20 protein-coding genes are annotated in these 22,654 nt (G+C 52.3%); 10 read left to right on the plus strand and 10 right to left on the minus strand.

Features of this window, described 5'->3' with window-relative positions; translation table 11 throughout:
* Nucleotides 1-5 precede the first annotated feature (5 nt).
* Complete coding sequence (locus tag ABD028_RS15580) at nt 6-995, plus strand: glycosyltransferase family 2 protein (protein WP_343846139.1); 990 nt, start codon at nt 6-8, stop codon at nt 993-995.
* Here the strand turns inward: ABD028_RS15580 and ABD028_RS15585 are convergent.
* The 9 genes from ABD028_RS15585 to ABD028_RS15625 are packed head-to-tail and all read right to left on the minus strand — an operon-like array spanning nt 939 to nt 11,549.
* Nucleotides 939-2,063 carry a polysaccharide pyruvyl transferase family protein gene (locus ABD028_RS15585; protein WP_102796729.1) on the minus strand — a complete coding sequence of 375 codons (1,125 nt, stop codon included), beginning with the start codon at nt 2,061-2,063 and terminating at the stop codon, nt 939-941. The genes ABD028_RS15580 and ABD028_RS15585 overlap by 57 nt on opposite strands.
* A gap of 3 nt (nt 2,064-2,066) precedes the next feature.
* Complete coding sequence (locus tag ABD028_RS15590) at nt 2,067-3,479, minus strand: oligosaccharide flippase family protein (RefSeq protein WP_343846140.1); 1,413 nt, start codon at nt 3,477-3,479, stop codon at nt 2,067-2,069.
* A 3-nt stretch (nt 3,480-3,482) separates the two neighbouring features.
* Entirely contained in the window at nt 3,483-4,397 is a 915-nt protein-coding gene (locus ABD028_RS15595; protein ID WP_343846141.1) for a glycosyltransferase family 2 protein, read from the minus strand.
* The gene (locus tag ABD028_RS15600; RefSeq protein ID WP_343846142.1) at nt 4,394-5,650 is read right to left on the minus strand and encodes an O-antigen ligase family protein; all 1,257 of its coding nucleotides are present in this window, start codon (nt 5,648-5,650) and stop codon (nt 4,394-4,396) included. The genes ABD028_RS15595 and ABD028_RS15600 overlap by 4 nt, the downstream gene beginning before the upstream one ends.
* Nucleotides 5,651-5,653: 3 nt before the next feature.
* A complete protein-coding gene (locus ABD028_RS15605; protein WP_343846143.1) occupies nt 5,654-6,763 on the minus strand; it encodes a glycosyltransferase in 1,110 nt (369 codons plus the stop codon).
* Entirely contained in the window at nt 6,751-7,851 is a 1,101-nt protein-coding gene (locus ABD028_RS15610; RefSeq protein WP_343846144.1) for a glycosyltransferase, read from the minus strand. Before ABD028_RS15610 ends, ABD028_RS15605 begins: the two co-directional genes overlap by 13 nt.
* 2 nt (nt 7,852-7,853) lie before the next feature.
* Nucleotides 7,854-8,645 carry a WecB/TagA/CpsF family glycosyltransferase gene (locus ABD028_RS15615; RefSeq protein WP_343846146.1) on the minus strand — a complete coding sequence of 264 codons (792 nt, stop codon included), beginning with the start codon at nt 8,643-8,645 and terminating at the stop codon, nt 7,854-7,856.
* 54 nt (nt 8,646-8,699) lie between these two features.
* Nucleotides 8,700-10,934: a GumC family protein gene (locus ABD028_RS15620; protein ID WP_343846148.1), complete on the minus strand. Its 2,235-nt coding sequence runs from the start codon at nt 10,932-10,934 to the stop codon at nt 8,700-8,702.
* A 48-nt stretch (nt 10,935-10,982) separates the two neighbouring features.
* The gene (locus ABD028_RS15625; RefSeq protein ID WP_425542121.1) at nt 10,983-11,549 is read right to left on the minus strand and encodes a polysaccharide biosynthesis/export family protein; all 567 of its coding nucleotides are present in this window, start codon (nt 11,547-11,549) and stop codon (nt 10,983-10,985) included.
* A gap of 381 nt (nt 11,550-11,930) precedes the next feature.
* Between ABD028_RS15625 and ABD028_RS15630 the strand changes: the two genes are divergently transcribed.
* Nucleotides 11,931-13,355, plus strand: coding sequence for an undecaprenyl-phosphate glucose phosphotransferase (locus tag ABD028_RS15630; RefSeq protein ID WP_343846150.1), 1,425 nt, complete (start codon nt 11,931-11,933; stop codon nt 13,353-13,355).
* Here the strand turns inward: ABD028_RS15630 and ABD028_RS15635 are convergent.
* Complete coding sequence (locus ABD028_RS15635) at nt 13,349-13,840, minus strand: zinc ribbon-containing protein (protein ID WP_102796720.1); 492 nt, start codon at nt 13,838-13,840, stop codon at nt 13,349-13,351. The two genes, ABD028_RS15630 and ABD028_RS15635, sit on opposite strands and share 7 nt — an antisense overlap.
* A 146-nt stretch (nt 13,841-13,986) precedes the next feature.
* Here ABD028_RS15635 and leuS point away from each other — a divergent pair, with 146 nt between their 5' ends.
* The 8 genes from leuS to rodA all read left to right on the plus strand — a co-directional run bounded on the left by leuS (nt 13,987) and on the right by rodA (nt 22,617).
* Entirely contained in the window at nt 13,987-16,572 is a 2,586-nt protein-coding gene (gene leuS, locus ABD028_RS15640) for a leucine--tRNA ligase (protein ID WP_343846152.1), read from the plus strand.
* A complete protein-coding gene (locus ABD028_RS15645) occupies nt 16,572-17,063 on the plus strand; it encodes an LPS-assembly lipoprotein LptE (protein WP_343846153.1) in 492 nt (163 codons plus the stop codon). The genes leuS and ABD028_RS15645 overlap by 1 nt, the downstream gene beginning before the upstream one ends.
* Nucleotides 17,063-18,097: a DNA polymerase III subunit delta gene (gene holA / locus ABD028_RS15650; RefSeq protein WP_343846335.1), complete on the plus strand. Its 1,035-nt coding sequence runs from the start codon at nt 17,063-17,065 to the stop codon at nt 18,095-18,097. The genes ABD028_RS15645 and holA overlap by 1 nt, the downstream gene beginning before the upstream one ends.
* The gene (gene nadD / locus ABD028_RS15655; protein WP_343846155.1) at nt 18,094-18,762 is read left to right on the plus strand and encodes a nicotinate-nucleotide adenylyltransferase; all 669 of its coding nucleotides are present in this window, start codon (nt 18,094-18,096) and stop codon (nt 18,760-18,762) included. Before holA ends, nadD begins: the two co-directional genes overlap by 4 nt.
* 63 nt (nt 18,763-18,825) lie before the next feature.
* Nucleotides 18,826-19,143 carry a ribosome silencing factor gene (gene rsfS / locus ABD028_RS15660; protein ID WP_102796715.1) on the plus strand — a complete coding sequence of 106 codons (318 nt, stop codon included), beginning with the start codon at nt 18,826-18,828 and terminating at the stop codon, nt 19,141-19,143.
* 2 nt (nt 19,144-19,145) lie between these two features.
* Nucleotides 19,146-19,616, plus strand: a complete 471-nt coding sequence (gene rlmH, locus ABD028_RS15665; protein ID WP_343846157.1) for a 23S rRNA (pseudouridine(1915)-N(3))-methyltransferase RlmH — start codon at nt 19,146-19,148, stop codon at nt 19,614-19,616.
* Between the two features lie 21 nt (nt 19,617-19,637).
* The gene (gene mrdA, locus ABD028_RS15670) at nt 19,638-21,515 is read left to right on the plus strand and encodes a penicillin-binding protein 2 (RefSeq protein ID WP_343846159.1); all 1,878 of its coding nucleotides are present in this window, start codon (nt 19,638-19,640) and stop codon (nt 21,513-21,515) included.
* The gene (gene rodA / locus ABD028_RS15675) at nt 21,502-22,617 is read left to right on the plus strand and encodes a rod shape-determining protein RodA (protein ID WP_343846161.1); all 1,116 of its coding nucleotides are present in this window, start codon (nt 21,502-21,504) and stop codon (nt 22,615-22,617) included. Before mrdA ends, rodA begins: the two co-directional genes overlap by 14 nt.
* The last annotated feature ends 37 nt before the right edge of the window (nt 22,618-22,654 follow it).

Below are 22,654 nucleotides of genomic sequence, written 5' to 3' on the forward strand. Positions count from 1 at the left end.
ACATCATGCAATCGCTCACGCCACTGGGCGTTCCCGCCGTCACCATTGTGCTGCCAGTATACAACCGTCGAGCTACTGTTGCGCGCGCCCTTGACAGCATTCGCGGGCAGTCTTTCAGTGACTATGAAGTGATCATTGTGGATGACGGCTCTACCGACGGCAGTGACAAAATCATCGCCCCTTATCTGCAGGATTGGCGATTTCGTTATTTCAAGCAGGCGAACAGCGGCAAACCCTCCAGAGCCAGGAACGCCGGGGTAAAACTCGCCCGTTGCGAATGGCTGGCTTTTCTTGACTCAGATGACGAATGGCCGCCAGACCAATTAGCATCCCAAATGCAGACCTTGTTGGCTTTTAGGACCTATAACGTAGGTATGGTCTTTACCGACAATCGCAAAGTAATAAACGGACAAGAGCTTCACCAAGGCTTTTTTACCCGCCTGGGCATAGAGCAGGGACTTAAGGATGCCACCGAACGCCTGTGCAATTGGGGCAGACTGTTCAACCCACAACGTTTTCAGCGTTTGTTGTGTTACAGCGGCTTTGTCATGACTCAGGGAGTGTTGGTTAACCGCCATCTATGGCAACAAGTGGGTGGATTTGACACTGACCTGACCTTTGCCGAAGATACCGACTGCTGGCTGAAGATCAGCGGTCAGTGTCGGGTAGCTCAGGCCTTCGGACCCGGTTTTCGTTATCATTGTCATGGCCAGAATATGACCGCCGATACCAGTCAGCAGCTATACCAGGACAGCATCCGTGTGTTACAGCGTCATGAACAGTTATTGGCGGATGACATCGAGTCGGTGCAGCACCTTCGTGCCCGCATTCTGGTTTATCAAATCCTGTTACAAGCTATGCAGCGCGATCACGCAACGGCAACTGACGACAGACTCACCTTAAGGCATTTTACTAACCTGAAATGGAATCGTCAGTTGCTAAGAGTGCTTGTAAGAAACCTGAACTGGTTGCCGTTTCATTTGGCTCTGCGTTAGCCGCAAACTGCGAACCTTTCCCTGTTGTGAAAATCCATCACGACGGTCTGCTTTCAATGCCTCAACAGCAACATACAAACGTTCCCTGGCAAAATGCAGTTGCTGATCATCACTCAAATAACCCTGCCGCTCAGCAAGCCTGTTTAATTGCTCGGCACATTGCTGCAACATGGCGTCTGGATGGTTACCCAGCATTTTCATCGCAGGCACCAACAGTTTCCGCCTTAGTCTAAGATAGCGCTCTTTGCGTTTGCGGGCTTTGGGATCCCGGCTCAAAGCCTGTCGGGCACGAATGTCCCCCAGCGCCTGACTGATACTCAAGCCGAGAGTAAAATCCAGGCCGGGCACCAGAGCAAGATCCGCTTGTGCTCTGGCGGCAAAGCGGTTATCCAGCCAGGCCACTCTGGAGGGTGGTGCAATACTCTCAGGAATCACTCTTGCCCCCACAGCCAGTGCCCAATCAGCCCACTTGAACTTATTGATCTCGCAGGAACTCCACACCGGTATCCAGGGCACCCGGTAGGCATCAGCAATAATGGCAGCGTGCATGGATTCTGCCAATACTAATCTCGCCCTGGCTAGCTGCCGAATAACCTCTTTGGATTCATGCCTGGGGTCCACCAGGCTCACCCCGGCTAGTTGGCAGACACTTGCCCAGTCAGAACGCCGGGCACTGTCCAGATGTGGTACAAACACAACCGGCCTGTCCAGTGGTGACAGTGGTGGAACGTCAAACACTTCAGGGATCAGTATCGCCGGATCGGCCAGCACCTTGCGATCATCCAATTCCAACAGCGCCGCTGTAAGAGGGCCTCGCACACCATAACAATGACAGTGAGCTTGGAAAACCGCTTGGGGCAATTCCCCGTAACCAGCCCCTGAACCTAAAATCAACAGGCGTTTGGCAGGCGGTAACTGACGGGTCAGCACTGTTCCCACCCCAGCCAGCATCACATCATCATTGCGCGGCCAGTCCCCTGGCATCAAGGCGTCCCATAACCAGGCGTTTAGGTCGTCGCCGAAATTTCCTTCCTGTGCTTTACTGGATTGCCAATAGAAAATCCGCATGTTCTACCCCTGTTTGATACTGTTTATCAAGCCCCTGGCCCAGCCAGGTCTGAGTGTGAATAAGCCGAGAAAATACACCGCTGCGCCGGTCGCGATTGCCATCAGCACGTCAGGCAAAGGTAAAAATTGTGGAACTCTTAACAACTCAATGCTGGCCATCATCAATACAGCCGCCAGTGCCACAAAGCCGTAGTCGCGCAATACAGGCTGCCAGCGGGGACTGAACAACTTATGCAATTGATACAATTTAATCAGCAGATCTCCTGACAGTTGCAGTGCCATTGCGGCTACCGCGGCCATCGCCCCCCATTCGCTGCCATACAACCAGGTTATTAACAACGCACCTAGCAACAGCAACAAATCCGCTTCCATTCCCCACCTGGCCTTGCCCAGCGCAATTAGCGTGGCCGGCACATAAAGCACCAGACAACGCAGCGCCGCCAATAAACACAAGCATTGAAAGGGGGTGATAGCCAATTGCCATTTGGCATCAAACAGCAGATGAATAAGATCGCCCCCCAACACCATGGCGCCGAGGAACAGAGGAGCAAGCAACGTTGTCGTGCTCAGACTGATAGATGAGACAAAGCGTCCCACGTCCGGCCCCTGATTAGCACGTTTGGCAATAGCTGGCAGCGCATAACTCAGCAGCCCATCGCTTAGGGCGAGCCTGGGCAAATCCACCAGTCGGTTAGCAAACGCAAAATAGCCTACCGTGGTTGCATCACTGACCATACCCAGTACTAAAGTGATAGCCCTGACTAACATGCCACGACTGAACATTTTTACCCCAAGCGGTAATCCGGCCCGAAAAATCAGGCCAAATCTGTGTATATCTGCTTTGCTGCTGACCAGGTCGTGATGCCAATACAGCAACAATATCAGCGACACTGTCTCCATCATGACAGCCTGTAACACCACGGCCCAGGCTCCTGCCCCCCAAAAAGCTGCCAGTATCCCGGCGGTGGTGCCTATCAGCTTTCCTGCCAGAGTGCGGTTTGCCAGTGACTTAAAATTGCGCTTGCGACGCAGCTCCGCAACAAAGGGGCGGCTTAGTACTGTTGCCACCAGCTTGACACCGGCCAATGCCACCAAACCGATAAACAGCTCTGATGCCCCAAGCAACAAGCTGCCTGCCACCAGCATTGTGGCACTGCCCAAAGCCAGTAAGCCGCCAAAGCAAAACACAGAGGCATACAAACTTTTGCTACACCTGGTACGCCTGACCAGCGGATCTTCAATTATGCTGCAGTAAATAATGCCTATCGCTTCTACCAGCGTCACAGCCAATACGCCGAGGCCAAACTGCTCGGGTCCAAGCAACAGCGCAAACACCATAAAAGAGCCGATTGACAGCCCAATCAGGCTGAACTTCTCGTAAAAAATCCAGGCCAGGTTAACCAGTCGATGACGCATCGTTCAGGCCATCTGGTTAAGTGGTGTAAACTGCCCGAACAGACTGCCATACAGGTTGATTAACGCGTAACGGCTCAGGCGGCCACGTCCCCCAGACAACTGCATGGTGCGGCGGAACAATTTGCGATAGCCTCTTACATCATTGGCTTTAAAGGCTTCACGCAAGAATTCCTGCATATTCTCGTACCAGATCTGATGAGTCTGACCTTGGTTAAGGGAGGCCATTTCCAGCAAACGCTGTACACATAACAGGCGATAATAATAATTGCGATAACCATGGGCAGTCAGGTTGGCATTGTGGTTGACCTTGCGTACTGTCACTTCCTGCAAGGTGTGTACTTCACCAATTTTTGCCAATCGGGCCCACAGCAACCGATCCTCGCCGAAACGCAAATCCTCATCAAAACCACCCACCTGGCGAACAGCAATGGTTTTGGCCAAAACAGAGGATGTGGCATTGACCACATTGTGGTGCAGAAACTGCTCGAATACCCTGCCCTGCTTAACCCGCTGTACAACCAGCGGCAGCTCACCTCCCCAATCTACCTCGGCGAAGCTGTCAATCAGCACAGCGTCAGGGTGCAGGTTGGCAAGTTCTATCTGCATCTGCAGCTTATGCCAATCGCTCCACTGGTCGTCGGCATCCAAAAAGGCCACCCAGGGCTTACTGGTATGTGCCAGACCATGGTTTCTGGCAGCGCCGGGACCGCTGTTAGGAATTTCAAGATAAGTGATGTCAGCAGCATATGGGCTATTGCGGATCACCCGCTCGGAGCCGTCAACTGACCCGTCATTGACAATAATCACTTCGCCCGGCAATTCGCGTTGCCTGAACAATGCATGCAAGGTGTCTTCGAGAAAGGCAGCACTATTGTATACAGGAATAATGACAGCAATATCTGTTGTGGTGTAAATCATACTACTCTCCAATTATCAGGCTGAGCCTCAGCGGCCAGGCGCGAGGCGGTAAAACACATCAGGGCAAATAAAAACATGTCAAAGCTGTTGTGGTTCAAAACCGCAAAAGCCACGGCGTTAATGGGGATCATCAACAACAGGATCGCCAGGGGCGCAGCCATACTCTGCCCCTGAGATAAGCGGATATAAGCATTACCGGCATGCCACAGGCCAGTGGCCATCAACGCCACGACCAGCAGCAGACAAGCCCAGCCACCATGTAACATTGCTTCGTAGTAACCACTATGGGCATTACCTATGTATCCCCAGCGGTTGACAAATGCGTCGGCAGCATCGCTGGCCCAAAACGCACCGAAGCCGTATCCCCAATAAGGTTCGATGTCGATAAAGCCGTCCATTAACTGCCATATCACCATCCTGTTGGTTAAGGTGGGATCCCGTCCCAGTAAACCCAGCAACTGTTCATACAACCAATAACAAAGCAGACAGCCCAAAATAAGCAGCACGGCAAACAACATCAGCCGGTTAAAACTGGTTTGTGCGCTGGTTGCGTGTAAGTAACGCAACAGCGTAATCAGCCCGATTCCAGCCAGCAGCATCACCCATGCAGTAGCAGAATTGGCAAAGGCAATGGCCACCAGTAATATCAGCATCAACCCTTTGTCCAATCCGGTTTTAGTCGAAACCAAACCAAACAGCAGTAAGAAGGCATATGCGCAATTTCTGGCTCCGGCGTTTTTATCTGCAAATAAGCCAACGAACGCTTGGTCACGAATGCCGCCTCCAACCAGAACCAGTTCAGGTAGCAGGGGGACCAGCAATAATCCGAGCAACGTGATAACCCCTACAGCGCGGGCAAAAAAACGCAGCAATGACAAAGGTGAAAAGCTCTGTACCAGCACGTAGGCACTGAGTACCAGGGTGCTGAAAGCCACGACCCGGCGCAGTGTGATGGCTGGCACATAGGACCACAGAACCGACAGCATCAAATATCCCAACAAAGCCCACCAGATCAGGTCCTTGTTGAAAGAGGTCGTTACCCGGTTATCGCGTTCATAGCAAAGCACAAAGATGGCCAGCAACAACAGCAAAACGCCGACAAACTGCCTGGCCGGATCGCCTGCGGCGTGCGCGGCCAAAACATCCGTTGCCCGGCCACTGACAAGTCGGGTGGCAAAATCCAGCAACCCGCAGTAGTAAATGAGAGTCAGCAGTAAACAAAGTCGTTTTAGACTGTCAATATGCACTGCCATTCGTCAGGCTCCGAGCAGCAATTGCCGGTAGTGACGCGTGGCTGTAGCGGCCTCAAAGCGGCTGACGCCCTGAACCAGGCGCTGCCTTCCCTGTTCACTAATAGGTAACTGCAGGCTGGCCAGCATGGCTTGATATAGTCCTTCCACATCACCTAAATCCACCAACGGGGCTAATTGGCCGTCGGCGAGAATTTCCCGCGGACCGTGTGGGCAGTCAAAAGCCACGACTGGCGTACCCAGAGCCATGGCCTCTACCAGGGCATTGGGGCTGCCCTCAAATCGCGAAGACAGCACGAACAAATCCGCCACACGGATCTCGGCCAATGGATTACTGCTGTAACCTGGAAAGTCAACACGGTCGGCCACCCCCAGAATAGCGGCTTGCTTGGTCAGTTCAGCCCGTAACGGCCCTTCACCAAACACCACCAGGCGACAGTTCTGTTGTAAAGCCAGTTTGGCAAAGGCCTCGATCAGCCAGTCAAAGCCTTTTTGTGGTACTAAGCGGCCCATTGCCACTATCACCTTAGTGGTTTTGTTCTGCAGCCATGGATGATGGGAAGCCGCCCTGGCCTGTACAAGCCAATCGTGGTGAATCACCGGGTTGGGCGCTGTGGTAACCTGCTTGGCATTGATATGAGCAGACGCCACCAGATCCATGGCGACCCCCTTTGATACCGCTATGACCGGCTTTTTCAGCAGGCGATACAATAGCGGTGCCACAGCGTAAGCTGTGCGAACCTGCCAATTGGAATTAACGCCGCGATCCAACGAAAAGGTGTTGCGTTCACTGACCGACAATCTGGCCAGCCAGCCCAGACTGGCGCATGCCAGAATACTGATAACATTGACATGGGTCAGTGCCGACAGCACCGCATTAGGTTGCAGCTGTTTCAGCCATCGTCTGAGTGTGGGCAACGCTTTAACACTGCGAGTGGCGCAGATTTCCAACAAATTAACCCTGGGGTTAAGCCATTGCAGATTTTCTCCACCGGCCATCAGCAGCAGCATGCTGACCTCATCGCCGTCTTCAACCAGTTGATTGGCCAGACGCACCATCATTTTCTCGGCGCCGCCGCCGCCCAAGTCCTGTAAAATAATGACTATTCGCGCCATACCTGCTCCTGAAAAAACTGCCTGTAGGTTTGTGCTACCTGACTTTGATGAAACTGATGCACGACTGAATCGTCTTGCACCGAGGTGGCTTGGTTTGTGACTAATGCATCGGCCAGTGCTTCAATATCCCCGGCATTCACCAAGGTCCCAGACCCTGGCTGGTTCAGCAGTTCAGCAGGCCCGGTGGGACAATCGAAGGCAATCACATTGCATCCCAGCGCCATGGCTTCAATCATTACCGTCGGCATACCTTCATGGCGCGAGGACAAAATAAAGGCACTGGCGTGGCGCATCAGCCCATAGGGATTTGAGACAAAACCGGTAAAGCGCACTTTTTGTGCCAGACCCAGCTGATTGGCAAGCTGCTTAAGAGCGCAGTCCAGCTCTCCGCTACCCACAATAACCAGCTCTGGTAACGCAGGTTGCCGATGCAGCGCAATGGCATAGGCCTGCAACAACAGATCAAAGCCCTTTTCTTCAACCAGTCGGCCCACGGCGCAAAAATATGCGCCATCCGGCAACGGAGTTGTCGCATGCTCGGCCAAACTGAATAGCTCGTCACTGATCACCGCATTGGGAACATACTGAATTCGGGACGCACCAAATAACACCGCACTGCGCAGCTGTTCACGCAGTGTCTTGGACACGGCGACAATAGTGCCGCGCTGCAAGGCGTATAGATTGTAAAGCAGCTTCACCACCCAAACCGGAAGTCGCTGCTCACGGGTATCAAAGGCACTGTGCCGGGTAAAGATCACCCGCACAGAGGGCATCCATAGTTTACAAAGAAAGGCCAGCATATTGGCCTTCTCTGTGGCCGCTATCAGTACATCCACCCGCTGACGTTGGATATGGCGCCGAAGTTGCGCAAGCCGGGTAAGCAAACTGGCGCTTTGGTTTGGGCTGGATGCCGCAAATTGTCGGGCAAGACACTGGTAGCCAGGGGCGGCGTCACCCTGCGTATGCCAGACGTAAAAACTGCAACGATCTCCTTGCGCCTGTAGTCCCCTGGCCAGATTTTGCGAGACTCTTTCGATACCACCGCCTGCGAAGAAGAACTTATGTAAAAACATCACCCGGCTTGCCATTTTTACTCCCCAGCCCAGCGTCGGATGCGGTGTTTGTACGCACAATAAATAGCATGGGGACTGGTGGTCAGGTAGCGCCACAACAGCTTGCGCGGTTCACTCAACGCCCGATGCAGCCATTCCAGTCCCAGTTGCTGCATCACCTGGGGGGCCCGTTTATAGTCGCCGGTGACATAGTTAAAACAACCACCACAGGTGATAATCACCGGCACATGCAACCAGAGCTTGTTGCGGGTACAAAACGCCTGCTCCTTAGGCTTGCCCAGCCCAACCCACAACACATCAGGCTGTACCCGGTTAATTTCGGCTAATACTTGCTTTTCCTGTTTTAGTGAGAAGTACCCGTCATGAGTCCCGGCCACACAGAAGTTGGCATAGCGCGTTTGTAGGCGCTTTGCACATTCTTCGACTACTCGTTTATGTCCGCCCAATAAAAAGTGCCGCAACGGGCCATGGTGGAAAGTCGGAATATCGTGAATTGTGTCGGTGGTAGCAGAACGCTCGGGGATCTCATGATCGGCAAACAAACGGGAGAAATTCACCACGCTTTGCCCGTCAGCATGAATCAGGTCAGCCTGGCGCAGAATCGCCATAAAATTGGGATTACTGTTGGCGATGGAAATTCCCTGTCCATTCGAGTCAAAAATCAGCATAGGTGCCAATTCATCCGCCAACCGCTGGCGCCAGCGATATGCCGTGATGCGCCTGGCAATGACATCCACCAGCTCTGCACGGGTAATACAGGCTGTCTTCAGTCCCCCAACCTGGGTAAAGGTCACGTCTTCCAGTCTCATGGCTGCACTCCTGTTTATGTGTCAATGGTCAGCGACAACGCGGTTCACATAGACCTATGCGCCGTAACCATATTGCTCATACGCGGTTTGATAACCGTCCACCTTTTTAGCCCGCTTAACGTCAAGCTGATTCAGTATCACGCCATCTACCCGGCAGCCGCTTTGCATAAAACGACTCAGCCCGGCCTTGATTTGCTTATCAGCCGCCGCTTCGGCCTTCACCACATAAACCAGGGCATTACATTGTCGTGATGCCACCAAGGCATCACTGACCGCCAGGGCCGGTGCGGTGTCGAGAATAATGAACTGGTAATGATCTTTGAGTTTGCGCATCATCTGGCGGAATCGTTCTGAGGCCAGTAGCTCCTGAGGATTTGCAGGTGGAGTCCCGGCGGCCAGCAAATGAATATCAGCATCCGGAATCTGCACCAGGCATTCGTCCAATTTATGCGTGCCGGACATGATGTTGGCCAAACCAGGCTGGAAGTTCGGCAGACCAAATTGATCGGCCAGGCTGCTGCGACGCAAATCAGTGTCCACCAGTAACGTTCTGCCCAGTTGCCCCATGGCAAAGGCAAGATTGATGGACGTCATGGTTTTTCCTTCACCTGGCAGACTGGATGTGACCATCCAGGTACGTTGCTCGTGTTCCACTGTCAACATCATCAGATTCGTGCGCAGGGTACGAAATGCTTCAGCAAACAAGGCCTGATCAGGCGCAAAATAATGCCGCAAGGGCAGATCCTTGCGACGGGGCTTTTTCTGCTTGGGGATCACGCCCAATACCCGATAGCCCAGTTTGCGCTCAGCATCTCCAACAGAGCGGATGCCGCTGTATAGTGCATCGGCGACTATGGCAGTAAGTCCGGCAAACCCAGCAGATACAAGTAAAGCGGCCAGTACCATCAATAGTTTGCTGGGTTTACTTGGGTTGGAAGGTGGCAGGGCTTCATCCAATACCCGGGCATTCGCACTTTCAAAGCCTTCCAGTTCACTGGTTTCTTTTAAACGGGTGAAAAATGCATTGTAAAGTTGCTGATTGATATCCACTTCACGCTGCAGTGCCTTATGGCGGGTTTCAAGAGCGGTCAGGCGTCGGTAATCCTGTTTTGCCTGCTCAACCGAAGTTTCCAGTTCTGCCACTCTGGACTGCACAGACTGGTATTCCATGTTGATCCCTGAGACCAACGCCCTCACCTGATTGAAAAAGTTTTTCTTTACCGACTCAAGCTCTGCCTGAGCAGATACCATGCGTGGGTGCTTAGGACCAAACACTTTGCTCAGATCGGATACCTTACGCTCGGCTTCGATTTCCGCCCTGCGCACATTTTGAATGGACGGGTGATTCAGCACTTCCGGCAGGCTGGTCAGGCCCTGCATATCACTGCTTTGCAGGTTAACCTGCTGGTAGATAGCGCGGCTTTGTGCCAGGCGATTTTGTGCTTGTAACAGTTGTTCACTGAGTTCCTGCAGCGCTTCGGCGGCCAGTCCCACGACGCCGTCCAGATCAACCAGTTTTTCCTGCTCATAAAATTCAGCTAAGCGCTTCTCGGCCGCGCTAAGCTTAGTTTTCAGACCGGCCAGGCTGTCATTCAGCCAGGTCGTGGCCTTACTCGTCATATCCAGCTTGGCTTGCAGATAGTTTTCTATATAGACCTCCGCCACCTTGTTAGCGATCTGCGCCGACAGTTGAGGCGAAGGACTCTCGTAAGAAATAATCACCATCTGGGTGTTTTTAACCGGGGTAATACTGAGGTTGGCACGAAAGTTATCCACGACTTTCTTGTTTATTTGCTGCTGTTTTTCGCTGTCGATTGAAACGCCTGCAGGGCCTGCAGGTGCGGATGGCAAACCCGGTAACTGCAGCTTAAGCCATTGCCGCAACTCGCTTAGCCAGCGCCCAACAGGGATCAGGCTGGCGGGTTGCTGCAACGGGTCGAACAAGGGGTGGCTGGCCAGCCCAAGCTGCGCCACCACCCGTTCAGCAATATGCCGGGAGCGCAATACTTCATGCTGAGTCTGAAAATATTCCTTACGGCTAAAGTCCACGCCATAGACTTCTTCAATGGACAGTACCTTATTTTCCTGGGCTTCAATCATCAGGGTGGCGGAGGCTTTGTAACTTGGCGTCACAAACAGCATCAGAACAGCCATCACGCCGGCCCCCAATACTGCAAATGCCAGAATCTGCCACTTGCAACGACTTAAGGTTTGAATATGCTGCGTAAAATCCAGTCTGCCGGGTTCCAGCAAACTGGCCTGTAATTGCCCCCGGTCATCCCTGGACATAAAGCATTCCTGCGGTTTGTTTGTAACACATAGACGATTCCATCCTGATTAGAAAAAGCGCTGTTCGACGGTAATAATGTCACCTGGAAAAACGCGGCTTTGAGGTTGCCCATCCAGGTGATGCTGGCCTTGCGCATCACTGCGCAAAATTTGAATCTTGTTGCGAGATGCCCGTTCGGTATAGCCGCCGGCCAGGGCCGCCGCCTTATCCACGGTCAGACCTGGCTGAAATGGATAGCCACCTGGTCGTTTAACTTCGCCGTCAATAAAGAACGGTCGATAGTCTTCAATGGACACAGAAACCGAGGGTGAAACCAGGTAATCCCCTTTCAGTCCCTGATAAATTTGCGATTCCAGTTGCCTGGCGGTCAATCCAGCCACATGCAGATCACCCAGAAAGGGGTAATGGATCACCCCCGTTTCGCCAAGGCGACGACGCAGGGACAGATCGGCCTGGCCAAACACCGTAATCTGAATCACATCACCTGAATCCAGTTGGTATTGCCCCATCTCCATGGGCGGCTTTTCCTCCCCCATTGCCGACAGAGTGAACAGCATCAGGCACAACAGAAAGTAGATACTCCGCCACACTGCATTTTGATCTGCTGATTGCATCAGGTTTCCCCCTTTAGTCTTTGTCCTTAGGGCTTGCGACTGACCTATGCCAGTTACATGCCAGTAACAACTGTCCAGTTGGTATAGGCATTGCTCTATGCCGTATAGAGCAGCAAGACACAGGCCCGGCGGGCGAGAGATGGCGTTGATTTCCCGTCGAACAGCAAAGAATTCAATAGGAAATCTGGCTGATTTTTGTCCCCTTTGGGGGACGAAATAAGGCGTAGCGACTAAATGATTAACGACACCGGGTCTTAGTGTGCGATGTAAAACCTTTACATCGCCCAGTTAGACTGCGTTGCAGGGGTATTATCCGGTTGTCGCAAGTTCGCGACAGTGTCTGCTTGAGCAGTATCACCATCGGGTCAAGGAGAAGGTAAAATGACAGAACATGTAACAGCATCATTGGCAGATAAAGGCGTTATCCAGTCTTATCAAAATGGCTTTGCGACGGCCTACAGATTAACGGATATGTTTCTTATTAGCCTGGTCTACCTGATTGTACTGCTTGTTATGCAGCTCCCCGTCAACAGTTTCAATGCCGCATTATTACTGGTTGGCCTGATTATCTATATGATTTGTGCTGAAGCCTTGGATATTTATCGCTCCTGGCGCACCTATGCAACTTCACTAATGCTCAAAGCCGTCTGCTGGGCCTGGCTGCTAACCAGCCTGCTGACCATTTGCAGCTTATTTTTGTTTGCACCGGCGCAGTCAGTTAGCAAACAGGCCGTGCTGTTCTGGTTGTTCGCAGGCCTGCCAGTGCTGACAAGCTGGCGCATGGTGTTTCGGCTGGTGCTGTCCCGTTATCGACGGCACGGCCACAACAGCCGCAGCGCTATAGTGCTGGGGGCCAACCAACTGTCTTACAATCTGGTCAAACAGTTGGGCCAACACGACGAACTGGGTATTCGCTTTGAAGGTTTCTTTGACGACAGGGAAAAACAACGCCTGCCGTACGAACTTCGGGAACTGATTTGTGGCACTATAGATGAAGGTATCGCGCTGGCTAAATCGCGTAAGGTGGATTATGTCTACATTGCCATGCCCATGAGCGCTGAACAGCGTATTATGGACTTGCTTGGTCGCTGCAGCGATACCACCGCCAATGTTTACATTATTCCTAATTTCTTTATTTATAACTTGCTCAATGCCCGCTGGCAGAATGTTGGGTCCATTCAAACCCTAAGCATTTTCGATACACCGTTTGAAGGCGCCAACAATGCCCTCAAACGTATTGAAGATATCCTGTTGTCCAGCTTGATTCTGACCCTGATTGCAGTACCGATGCTGGTGATTGCGTTGGCTGTCAAGCTCACTTCCCCGGGTCCGGCTATTTTTAAGCAGGTTCGTTACGGTCTGGGCGGCAAGCCCATTTTAGTCTACAAATTTCGTTCCATGTCCTGTCAGGACAATGGCAATAAGGTAAAGCAAGCCAGCCGCAACGACAGCAGAATCACCCCACTTGGTGCCTTTCTCCGTCGCACTTCACTGGATGAGCTGCCGCAGTTTATTAATGTGTTGCAGGGACGTATGTCCATCGTTGGACCACGCCCCCATGCAGTGGCCCATAATGAGGAGTATCGTAAACTCATCGAAGGTTACATGCTCAGACATAAAGTACGACCAGGTATAACCGGCTGGGCCCAAATCAACGGCTTTCGGGGTGAAACCGAGACGATCAACAAAATGATCAAGCGGGTGGAATATGATCTGGATTACATCCACCGCTGGTCGGTCGGTTTTGACCTGCGCATCATTTTTATGACCCTGTTTAAGGGCTTTACCGGCAGCAATGTTTATTGAGAGGACGTGTCTAACACCCTGGAAAAACGGCTGTGGCCGCACTCCAGACAAGGCAGAATACGTTCAACATGTGTCACTTGATGGCGGTGATGGCATTGCGTGCATTCCAGTTCCCCCAATGCCACTAATTCACCGGCATGATAGATACCCTGATGCTGAATATCCCGCCATGATTCCTGCATCGCCAGGCCGCTTTTATCTGAGGCATCCGCCAGCAATGACCAGAGTTTATCTTTGGTCGCCTGCCACCATGGCGAGGCAGCAGCATCTTGCTGCCAATGGTGTGCAAAGGTTTCCAGATCCCGGCTCAGGGTGTTTTCCAGCAAACGTATTTCTTCACGGCTCAGGTCTCCGGCGGCCTGCAAGTATGCCCGGGCTTTATCTTGCACCTGCATAAGACTGATCACATCCTGTTCAACAGAATGCCTTATCCAGTCGGAAATCTGCTCCAGTAGTTTGCTGTAGCGGGCGTCACTTTTAGCCATCTTGGTTGCCTCTCTCGTTCTACAATCCAGTATTTACCAGTATAGCTGGCAGCAAATGTGCCATGCACTATTGTTCCAGACTGCTCCGGTGAAGTATTCTATGGCGCTAATCCTTTTATCACCTTTAGTTAGCCCGGAACCCGACATTGATGGAAAGACAGTATAATCCTCAGCAGATAGAAAAAGACGCCCAGCAGTACTGGCAGGACAGTGGCCTGTTCAAGGCGCTGCCAGATAACGACAAAGAAAAGTTCTACTGCCTTTCCATGTTCCCCTACCCCAGCGGCAGACTGCATATGGGGCATGTACGCAACTACACCATCGGCGATGTGATCAGCCGCTTCCAGCGCATGCAGGGCAAAAATGTCATGCAACCTATGGGTTGGGATGCCTTTGGTCTGCCAGCGGAAAATGCCGCCATTGACAACAAAACCGCCCCGGCTAAATGGACCTACGCCAATATCGACTACATGAAAAACCAGTTGAAATCGCTGGGTTTCGGCTATGACTGGGATCGTGAACTGGCCACCTGTCAGCCCGACTACTATCGCTGGGAACAATGGTTCTTTACCCGCTTGTACGAAAAAGGCCTGGTGTATAAGAAAAATGCCACGGTTAACTGGGATCCCATCGATCAGACCGTATTGGCCAACGAACAGGTGATCGACGGTCGCGGCTGGCGATCTGGTGCACTGGTGGAACAAAAAGAAATTCCGCAGTGGTTTATCAAGATCACCGACTATGCCGAACAATTGCTGAGTGACCTGGACAAGCTGGAAAGCTGGCCGGATCAGGTAAAGGCCATGCAGCGTAACTGGATTGGTCGCTCCGAAGGCATTGAAATGACCTTCAAGGTCAAAGACAGCGAGCAGGAATTCGACATTTACACCACCCGTCCGGACACCCTGATGGGCGTGACCTATGTGGCGCTGGCAGCTCAGCACCCGCTGGCCCTGGAAGCAGCTAAGCACAATGCGCAATTGGCAGCCTTTATCGAAGAATGCAAAAACACTAAGGTGGCCGAAGCCGATATGGCCACCATGGAGAAAAAAGGCTGCGCCACCGGCATCACCGCCATTCACCCCATCAGTGGTGAAGACGTACCGGTGTGGGTCGCCAACTTTGTGTTGATGGATTACGGCTCCGGTGCAGTCATGGCGGTACCCGGTCATGATCAGCGCGACTGGGAGTTTGCCACTAAATATGGCCTGGCCATCAAGCAGGTTATTGCTGCCACCGATGACACCATTGTTGATTTAAGCAACGCCGCTTACACCGAAAAAGGCCAGTTAGTGAATTCCGGTCAATTCGACGGCTTAACTTCAGAGCAGGCTTTTGACGCCATTGCTGACCAGCTTGCAGCAGAGGGTAAGGGGCAGCGCCGGGTTAATTACCGTCTGCGCGATTGGGGTGTGTCCCGTCAGCGTTACTGGGGCGCGCCTATCCCTATGTTGAATCTGGCAAATGGTCAGTCAGTGCCGGTCCCAGCCGAAGAGCTGCCCGTACGATTACCCGAAGATGTGGTGATGAACGGTGTCACGTCCCCGATTAAGGCGGACCTGGAATGGCGTAAAACCACCTATCAGGGCCAAAGCGCAGAACGGGAAACCGATACTTTTGATACCTTTATGGAATCCTCCTGGTACTATGCCCGTTACTGCTCCGCGCAGTTTAACCAAGGCATGCTGAATCCTGATGAAGCCAACTACTGGCTGCCGGTCGACCAGTATGTCGGGGGTATCGAGCACGCCATTTTGCATTTATTGTACTCGCGCTTTTTCCACAAGCTGCTTCGTGATGAAGGTCTGGTGCAGTCAGACGAGCCTTTTAAGCGTCTGTTGTGTCAGGGTATGGTACTGGCCGACTCCTTCTATCGTGAAGATGCCAAAGGTGCCAAAACCTGGTTTTCCCCTGCCGATGTAGAGGTGGAAAAAGATGACAAAGGCCGTGTGGTGCGTGCGGTGCTGCGCAGTGATGGTCAGGAAGTTATCCATGGCGGCATGACCAAAATGTCCAAGTCCAAGAACAACGGTATTAACCCGCAGGAAGTCATTGACCTGTACGGTGCCGATACCATTCGTTTGTTTACCATGTTCGCTGCGCCGCCGGAGCAAACCCTGGAGTGGGTAGAATCCGGTGTTGAGGGAGCAAACCGCTTCTTGAAGCGCTTGTGGAAACTGGTGCAGGACCATTTGCTCCTGGGTGACGTTGTCACTCTGGACAAAGCTGCATTGAGCGGCGACCAAAAAGCCCTGCGCCGCGAAATTCACAAAACCATTGCCAAGGTGTCCGACGATATTGGCCGTCGCCAGACCTTTAATACGGCCATTGCTGCAGTGATGGAATTGCTCAATCACCTGCAAAAAGCCGAACAGGCAGACGATCAGGGCAAAGCCGTGGTGCGTGAAGGTATTGAAGTGATCCTGGCACTGCTTAACCCCATTACGCCACATATCTGCCACAGTTTATGGCAGCAATTAGGCAAGCAGGACATTGAGTACAGCCCCTGGCCACAGGTAGATGAATCAGCCCTGGTGGAAGAGGAAAAACTCATTGTTGTGCAAGTCAACGGCAAAGTACGGGCAAAGTTGACGGTGGCCGCCGATGCCAGCCAGGAGCAGGTACAAGCCCTGGCATTGCAGCAGGATAACGTGTGCCAGCACACCGAAGGTAAAACCCTGCGCAAGGTGATCTATGTGCCGGGCAAACTGCTAAACATAGTGGCCAACTGATGCGTCATCTGAGCCTGTTAGTCATCGCGACTCTGCTGCTAAGCGCCTGCGGATTTCATCTGCGCGGCGCGGGTGCCCTGGGCGACAGCATCAACAACGTATATGTCAGCAGTGACAACATCCATGCTCCTTTGTCCCGCACACTGCGGGACAGGCTGAAAAGCCATAAGGTGGCGCTGTTAGATACCCCCGAGGAACAGGCCACCATTCTATACCTGCATCCTGAGAAAATGGACCGCAGCCTGTTGTCGCTGTTTTCCACGGGCCAGGTGGCAGAATATGAACTGAATTACCAGGTGACCTTTGAGGTAAAATTACCCGGACAGGAAGCCAGGTTGTATTCATTCGATTTGAGCCGTGAATATCAGGACGATCCTAATGCCGTGCTGGCCAAATCCAGGGAAATGAACCTGATTTTGGATGAAATGCGAAAGCAGGCAGCTGATCGTATTATCCGCCAGTTGGGTCAACTGTCACAAACCCCTCTGTGATGCAGATTTATCCAAACAGACTAGAGGATGCCCTGAGCAAAGGCCTGGCTGGTTGCTACCTGATTTTTGGTGACGAGCCCCAACAGAAGCTCGAATGCCTGGAGCAAATCCGCCAATTTGCCCGCCAACAAGGTTTTGATGAACGCACCTCATTAGTGGCTGAAAACAGCTTCAACTGGAATCAGTTGCTGGAAGCCAGTCAGAGTCTGTCATTATTTGCCAGCCGTCAGTTGATAGAACTTGAGCTGCCAACAGGTAAACCCGGAGTGGAAGGCGCCAAGGTATTACAAGGAATGGCCGAACAGGCCAACCCCGATGTGCTGTTAGTGCTGCATGGGCCGCGTATCGGTAAAGATGTGCAAAACAGCAAATGGTTTAAAACCCTGGATAAACGGGGCGCTTATATTCCTTGTTATCCTCTGGAAGGCAAACAACTGCAAGGTTGGGTGAATGACCGCTTAAGACGCAGTGGCCTGAGTTCAAGCCCGGACTTGGTCAGGCTGCTTAGCGATTATTGCGAGGGCAATCTGCTCGCCGCCAGGCAGGAAATCGAGAAACTGGCCCTGCTCTATCCTAAGGGACAACTGAGCATAGCTCAGGCAGAGCAGGCTTTGGTTGACCAGTCACGCTTTAATGTTTTTCAACTGGTTGACGTACTGTTGGCCGGTGACGGGCAAAAAGCGGTGAAAATGCTGTATCGCCTGGAAAATGAAGGGGTTGAACCAACAATCATACTATGGGCGCTGGTACGGGAATGGCAAACCCTGGCCGCGCTGCAATTTGCCCGCAGTCAAGGGCAGAATCTCAGTGGGCTGTGGGCCAAGTATAAAATCTGGAGTAATAAGCAGGGGCTTTACCAGCAAGCCCTGCAGCGCCTTGACCATCAACACCTGGCACAGATGCAGGGCAAACTGGCCAGCCTTGACCAGGCACTAAAACAATCCGCTATTGCCCGCCCTTATGTTGAGCTTTGCCATCTATGTCTGCTGTTTATTCCCATGCCACTGACCGGCCTGCCTCTGGAGTATCTGTGACAGCGCCGCTGACTCTGTTTGGTGGCACCTTCGACCCGGTGCATCTGGGACATTTACAGGTGGTCACAGAAGCCGCCCGACAAGCCGACCTGGATAAAGTGTATCTACTGCCCTGCCATATCCCGCCGCACAAAGCCGGTCCACACGCCAGCCCGGCCCACAGACTGGCCATGCTGCAGCGGGTTTGCCAGGAATGGCCCTTGTTCGAGGTAGATGACCGCGAGCTCAGACAGCACAGGCCGTCCTATACGGTCGAAACCCTGCGCCAGTGCCGCGAGCAGGATTCACATCGGCCGATTATTTTTATCCTTGGTATGGATTCTCTGAAAAACCTGAATACCTGGTTTCAATGGCAGGAACTGATGAGCCTTTGCCATTTGCTGGTATGCCGGCGCGGTAATTGTGAGGAAGACTTTAATCTGGATATTCAGGCATTGCTCGCCAGGCATCAAACTCAAGACCCTGAACATCTAAAGCGTCAGCCATGCGGCCACATTCTGCTGGCCGACACCAGTATAATCAGTCAATCTTCCAGCCAGGTGCGCCAGGCACTGATGCAAGGAAACACACCGTCATTGTTACCCGCCTGCGTTCTGGCCTATATTCAGCAACATCAGTTGTATCAGGGATGCAAAAAAACGCCCGCATCAGGTCGCCCATGCTAGAATGCGCGCCCTTTGGCTGACTGAACGGTCAATTGATTTTTAATATCGTATCGAGGAGAACCTTTGCAACACGAACAACTCAAACAGTTTGTCATTGACAAGATTGAGGATTTAAAAGGACGTGACATTGTGGATCTGGATGTCAGCGACAAATCCAGCATTACCGATACCATGTTGGTATGCTCAGGCAATTCCAAGCGCCATGTGGTGTCTATTGCCGAGAAGGTTGTAACAGAAGCCAAGCTGGCAGGAATTACACCTCTGAGCATTGAGGGACAGGATAGCGGAGAATGGGTACTGGTCGACTTCGGTGAAATTATTCTGCATGTGATGCAGGACGAAACCCGGGATTTTTATCAGTTGGAAAAACTCTGGGGCTGATTGTGCGACTACAACTCATTGCTGTAGGGACGAAAATGCCGGATTGGGTGGATAGCGGCTACAACGAATATGCCAGGCGATTCAGCACCGATATGCCATTGCAATTGGTGGAAATCCCCGCAGGTAAGCGGGGTAAAAATGCCGATATCCAACGCATTTTGCACAAAGAAGGCGAGCAAATGCTGGCAGCAGTGGGTAAAGGTAACCATATCGTTACCCTGGAAGTCACAGGTAAACCCTGGGACACCCCGCAGCTTGCCAAACAAATGCAGCGCTGGCAGATGGACGGGCGGGATGTCAGCCTGCTGATCGGCGGTCCAGAAGGCCTGGCGCCACAATGTATCGCCGCTTCTTCGCAAAAATGGTCACTGTCAGCCTTGACTCTACCGCATCCACTGGTTCGCATCCTGCTCGCAGAGAGCCTTTACCGGGCCTGGTCGTTAAATAATAATCACCCCTATCATAGGGAGTGAGGTGTGAAGAAGTTGTAACTGATGCCACCAAAACGCATTACAATCCGGGACCACAGCGCCGAAGCCAACTTGTTCGCTCGGCGCACCGTCATTACCCTATTGGGCATTGTCGGCTTGTTGTGCGTGCTGATAAGCAACTTATATTACCTGCAGGTAACCCGCTTTCAGGATTACCAGACCCGCTCCAATGGCAACCGCATTAAGGTATTGCCGGTGGCTCCCAATCGCGGCCTCATCTATGACAGAAACGGCGAATTATTGGCAGAAAACCGTCCTTCTTTCACACTGGAAGTGGTCCCGGAACAAGTGGAAGATTTAGATCAGACCCTGTCTGAATTGGCTGCCTTGTTGCAGATATCCGATGAGGACCTGGAAGATTTTCGCCAGGAATTGAAAAGCCAGCGGCGTTTTAAACCCGTTGCCCTTAAAACCCGCCTCAGTCACGAAGAGGTTGCGCAGTTTTCCGCCAACCAGCATAAATATCCCGGCGTCTCGGTGGAAGCGCGCCTGACCCGCTATTATCCCTATGGCGAAACCCTCACGCATATGCTGGGCTATGTGGCCAAAATCAATAAAAAAGACCTGCAAAAACTGGTGGAGGCGGGCCAGGAAGATAACTACGCCGCCACCTACAACATCGGCAAACAAGGAGTGGAGAAGTTTCATGAGGACCGTCTGCATGGCCAGGTGGGTTATCAGGAAGTGGAGGTTAATAACCAGGGCCGTATTATCCGCACATTGGAATTTCAGCCTCCGACCCCGGGCGAAGATATTATCCTGAATGTGGATGTCAAACTGCAACGGGTGATCCAGGGGCTGATGCAGGGCTACCGGGGCTCGGTGGTGGTTATCGACCCCAACAACGGGGCTGTGCTGGCTCTGTATAGCAATCCCAGTTATGACCCGAACCTGTTTGTGCATGGCATCAGCAGCAAAGATTACCGCCGCTTATTGCAGTCGCCAGACAGACCGCTGATTAACCGGGCCACGCAAGGCCAGTATCCGCCAGCGTCCACGGTTAAGCCGCATCTGGCCTTACTGGGTTTAGACGAAGAAGTAATTACTCCGCAAACCCGTATGTTTGACCGTGGCACTTATCGCCTTAAAAATGTGGAACGCCCCTGGCGGGACTGGAAAAAATGGGGGCATGGTTGGGTAGATGTCACCAAGTCTATCGAAGTATCCTGTGATACCTTTTTTTATGATTTGGCCTACCGGCTGGGTATCGACAGTATCAGCGAAATGATGGTGAAGTTTGGCTTTGGTGATTATACCGGGATTGACCTTTACGAAGAATCTGACGGCAATATGCCCAGCCGCGGCTGGAAACGCGCGAAACATAATCAGCCCTGGTATATAGGCGACACTATCTCTGTCGGTATAGGCCAGAGTTACTGGACCACCACACCGCTGCAACTGGCTAAGTCAGTCACCGTGCTGGTCAATCACGGTACCCGCTATGTGCCTCAGTTAATGCGCGGCCGTTACGTGGATGGTGAAATGCAGTTAAATGCCCCCAGAGAGTTGTCGCCGCTGGTACTTAAACACCCGCAGAACTGGGATGTGGTGTTGGATGCCATGTACGGCACGGTTAACCGGGAGCACGGTACGGCGCGCAAAGCATTTAAAGACACCAAATATATTTCGGCAGGTAAAACCGGTACCGCTCAGGTTATCAGCATCGCCGAGGACGAAGAATACGATGCAGAGAAAATCGCTGAGCACCATCGCGATAACGCCATGTATATCGGCTATGCACCTTATGACAACCCTCAGATCGTCGTGACCGTGGCCATGGAAAACGCCGGTGGAGGCAGTTCACAGGCGGCCCCCATCGCCCGTAAAGTGATGGATTATTTTTTTGAGAACCAGCCGGTGGAGTCTTATGCTGCGCAGTAAATTAGACCCCAATAAACGCAGCATCTGGCAGAAGATGCATATTGACCTGCCGTTGCTATTGGGTTTGCTCACCCTCATGGGAGTCGGCCTGTTTGTTATCTACAGCGCCGGTGGGCGTGACTGGGATCTGATCGAACGCCAGTTGATTCGCCTGGCCCTGGCATTAACCGTGATGTTAGCCGTAGCACAAGTTCCGCCATTGGCTTACCGGCGCCTGTCGGTACATTTCTATGTGGTTGGCATACTGATGCTGGTAGCAGTACTGGTGATGGGAACCGTAGGGAAAGGCGCGCAGCGCTGGCTGGATCTCGGTTTTATGCGTTTTCAGCCGTCGGAAATTATGAAACTGGCCGTGCCGATGATGATGGCCTGGTACATCAGTCGTTTTAACCTGCCACCCAGGTTGTTGCATATTATCGGCGGCTTCCTGCTCCTGGTAGCGCCCACCTTGCTTATTGCCAAACAACCAGACCTGGGTACATCATTATTAATCGCCAGTTCGGGTTTATTTGTATTGTTTCTGGCTGGCATGAGCTGGAAGTTAATTGGCAGTGTGGCAATACTGGGTTCAGCTTTTGCCCCGGTGATGTGGTTCTTCCTGATGAAGGATTACCAGAAACAAAGAGTGCTGACGTTTCTAAATCCTGAGTCCGATCCTTTGGGCTCTGGTTATCATATCATCCAGTCCAAGATTGCCATTGGCTCAGGCGGCTTTTCCGGCAAGGGCTGGTTACATGGCACGCAGTCGCAACTGGAGTTTTTACCCGAGCGCCATACTGACTTTATATTTGCTGTGTTTAGTGAAGAGTTTGGTTTCACCGGCATCCTGCTGCTGTTGGTGTTGTATTGTTTTATTATTGTACGGGGTATGCTCATTGCCACCCGCGCTCAGGAAGCCTACAGTAAGTTGCTGGCGGGCAGTCTGACGTTAACGTTTTTTGTCTATGTGTTTGTTAATATGGGTATGGTGTCAGGTATTTTGCCTGTAGTAGGCGTCCCCCTGCCACTGGTCAGCTACGGAGGCACCTCCATGGTGACATTGTTAGCTGGTTTTGGCATGCTGATGGCAATAGGTACGCAGCGACGGCTGCTGTCTCGCTAACGGGGCAGTCGGCTGTATCCTTATGTAAATGTTTAAC

Source organism: Bowmanella denitrificans, assembly GCF_039522935.1.
Taxonomy (GTDB): domain Bacteria; phylum Pseudomonadota; class Gammaproteobacteria; order Enterobacterales; family Alteromonadaceae; genus Bowmanella; species Bowmanella denitrificans.